The following is a 3,088-nucleotide window of genomic DNA, read 5'->3' on the forward strand; positions in this document are numbered from 1 at the left end:
TTATAGCTACAGTCACTTGAATGAGGACAAATCAAACCCCAAGAATTGAGTGGCGGCGCGAAGCGCCGCCACTCAATTCTTGAGGTTTATGTCCTGATGGCGCAAAGCGCCGTCACCCATCTAGATGACCCGATCATTACCGCCATCGATGGGAACTTGAGCGGCGGTAGTACAGGCAAATAGCCCACCACACATTTCCACCGCTAACTCAGCGACATGATGGCTAGTCACTTCTACCTTGAGTAGATTGTTAGTTTTATATTCGGCAATTGTCAAACCGTAGTGCTTCGCGCGATCGGCTAACACTTCCTCTGTCCAGATTCCCGTATCAAATACCGCATTGGGATGCAAGGTGTTAATCCGAATGCGATCGCTGCTCCATTCCAATGCGGCAACGCGCATCAATTGCGTTAAGGCAGCCTTGGATGCGGAGTAAGCTGCGGCTCCAGGACCTGGAGCGGGAACGTTTTTAGAGCCGATCGCCACCACGCGACCGCCTTTAGGAGCGAGTTTTAGCAATGGATAGCATTCGCGCATGAGGATTAAATTGGCATCAAGATTGATCTGCATCACCTTTTGCCATGTGGCGGTATTCAGGTTTTCAATTCGACAGCCCGTGGGGAAAATCCCTGCATTGAGAATAAGCATATCCAAACCACCAAAGGCTGTCACGGCTTTGTCTAGAGCCTTAGCGATCGCCAATTCATCGCTGACATCACAAGTAACACCCACAAAATCAGGGCGATCGCTAAGCTGTTCGATCGCAGGATTGATATCCAAGCCCACCACTGCCGCACCCCGTTTTAATAACGAATCGACACAGGCTCTACCAATCCCTGAAGCCGCACCCGTGACTAGGGCAATTTCCCCAGCAAAGGCAGGAGAGGCTCCACCTTTTTTTAATTTTGCCTGTTCTAATTCCCAATATTCCACCGCAAAGATGTCGCTAGCGGGGAGTGCTTGATATCCACCTAGGATCGTAGATCGCTGAATGATTTCCATCGTGTGTTCGTAGATATCCGCGACAATCTTGGCATCTTTTGCGGATTTACCCACGGTGACCAGCCCTAATTGGCGATCGAGAATTACTCTCGGCGCGGGATCGAGAATGGTGACTGGCTGCGTTGAATGTTGCGACTGTTCGGCAAAATAAGCACGATATGCCTCTGCATAAGCATTTACATCCCTTCCCACGAGAGGCAACCGCTTAGTCCGAATCACATGATCGGGAGTGGCACAGCCTTGCTGGGAAATCAGATGTAGATCTTCTCTTTGCACAAAGGCTAAATTTACCTCATCGGGATGAGAACTTAGAATGACAGGGAAGTTAGCAACTTGGGAGACTTCAGCGCGTAACTGGGCGATCGTAGTGGCGATCGCCGTTCGGGTTTCTTCCTTACGAGTCGTTGTTGGCGCGGCAATTTCCCAAGCGTGATACTGGCGCAAATAACCTTCAGCGCGATCGACTAAGGCGATCATTCTTTCATAGGATTCGCGAGCAGTTTCTCCAAAGGAGAAAATACCGTGATTCATTAACACCATCCCAATCGTGCGATCGTTCTTCTCCTTGGTAAATTTTTCAGCACAGACTCGCGCAAGGTCAAATCCAGGCATGACATAGGGAATGATGACGACATCGTCGCCATAGATTTCTTTGATGCGTTCCCATCCGTTTGCCGTATTAGTGATGGAAATGACGGCATCGGCATGGGTATGATCGACAAATTTGTAGGGCAAAATCGCATGTAAAATCGTCTCCACCGATGGGGCGGGCGCACTCGCTTTCGTCATTTGGGTCTTCAGTTCGTTCACCATTTGCGAATCGGAGAGCACCTGTAACTGGGCTAATTTCAATAAATGCGCCATTCTTACGGGGGCGAAACCTGCTTCAGCGATCGTCTCTAAATCCCATCCACTTCCTTTTACGTAGAGAATCTCTTCCTCTTCACTAACTAAATTCTTCTCGCAAATTTTGACGGAAGTATTGCCACCCCCATGCAGAACGAGGGATGGATCGCGTCCCAACAATCTTGATGTATATACTCTTAAGCCTAAGTCGGTTTTATATTCTGCCGCCTCGCGATCGCTCCACAAACTTTTCATTGTTAACTCACTTTATAACTACAGCTTAAACAACCAACGCCTAATACCAATTCACTGAAGTGAGCCAACACTTCAGTGAATTAAAAAACAAACCCAGTAAGGTTTTGAGATTCCCAAAATAGTAACGCCATTTTGGGAATTGGCATAAAGCTTTACTTAGCAAGGCTTTGGATGGGAATAGATAGCTGTCGCCAAGTATATCAGGACATAAAACCCAAAAATAAAAACCCAAAGAGAGTTGTGGTTCAATGCATCACAACTCTCTTTGGTTTTTTATTTGGTTTTTTATTTGGTTTTTTATTTGTTTTTTTTATTTTTGGGCGTGAGGTTTTGCCTCGCACCTTTATAGCTACAGTCACTTGAATTAGGACAAATCAAAACCCAAGAATTAATTGGCAGCGTGAAGCGCCGCCAATTAATTCTTGGGTTTTATGTCCTAGTAAATTTGGCGACAGCTATAAATTATTTCGTTAGATGGCGACAATACACTCAATTTCCACCAGTGCATCAAGGGGCAGTCTGGCAACTTGAACGGTGGAGCGGGCTGGGAAGGGAGCGAGAAAATATTTGCCGTAGATCGCATTCACTTTGGGAAAATCCGCCATATCCGCCAGAAATACAGTGGTCTTGATCACGTTAGTTAAATCTGCCCCAGCTTCGGCAAGAACGGCTTGAATATTCTTGATTACCTGTTCGGCTTGCTCTTCGACCGTAGTAGCCACAATTTTGCCGATCGCAGGCTCGATCGCAATTTGTCCTGCCATGAAAATTAATTTGCTCGACGCAGGAACAGCGATCGCTTGGTTATAAGGACCGACGGGAGCGGGGGCTTTATCGGTAAGGATTACTTCTTTTTGACTCATTCTGCACGATTCTTTTGATTAGTCGATGTTAATTATAGCTAACAAAGCCCAAAGAGAGAGGCAGCGCCAAGCGCTGCCTCTCTCTTTGGGCTTTTGTTTATATATAGCTGTCGCCAAATGTA

At 46.8% G+C, this 3,088-nt stretch carries 2 protein-coding genes; both read right to left on the reverse strand.

Going from position 1 to position 3,088, the window contains the following annotated elements:
* Positions 1–120 precede the first annotated feature (120 nt).
* Complete coding sequence (locus AC805_RS04810; RefSeq protein WP_055074361.1) at positions 121–2,103, reverse strand: bifunctional aldolase/short-chain dehydrogenase; 1,983 nt, start codon at positions 2,101–2,103, stop codon at positions 121–123.
* A 470-nt stretch (positions 2,104–2,573) separates the two neighbouring features.
* Positions 2,574–2,966 carry a RidA family protein gene (locus AC805_RS04820; RefSeq protein WP_009625942.1) on the reverse strand — a complete coding sequence of 131 codons (393 nt, stop codon included), beginning with the start codon at positions 2,964–2,966 and terminating at the stop codon, positions 2,574–2,576.
* Positions 2,967–3,088: the final 122 nt, after the last annotated feature.

Origin of the sequence: Pseudanabaena sp. 'Roaring Creek' (genome assembly GCF_001402795.1) — a bacterium.
Lineage (GTDB): Bacteria > Cyanobacteriota > Cyanobacteriia > Pseudanabaenales > Pseudanabaenaceae > Pseudanabaena.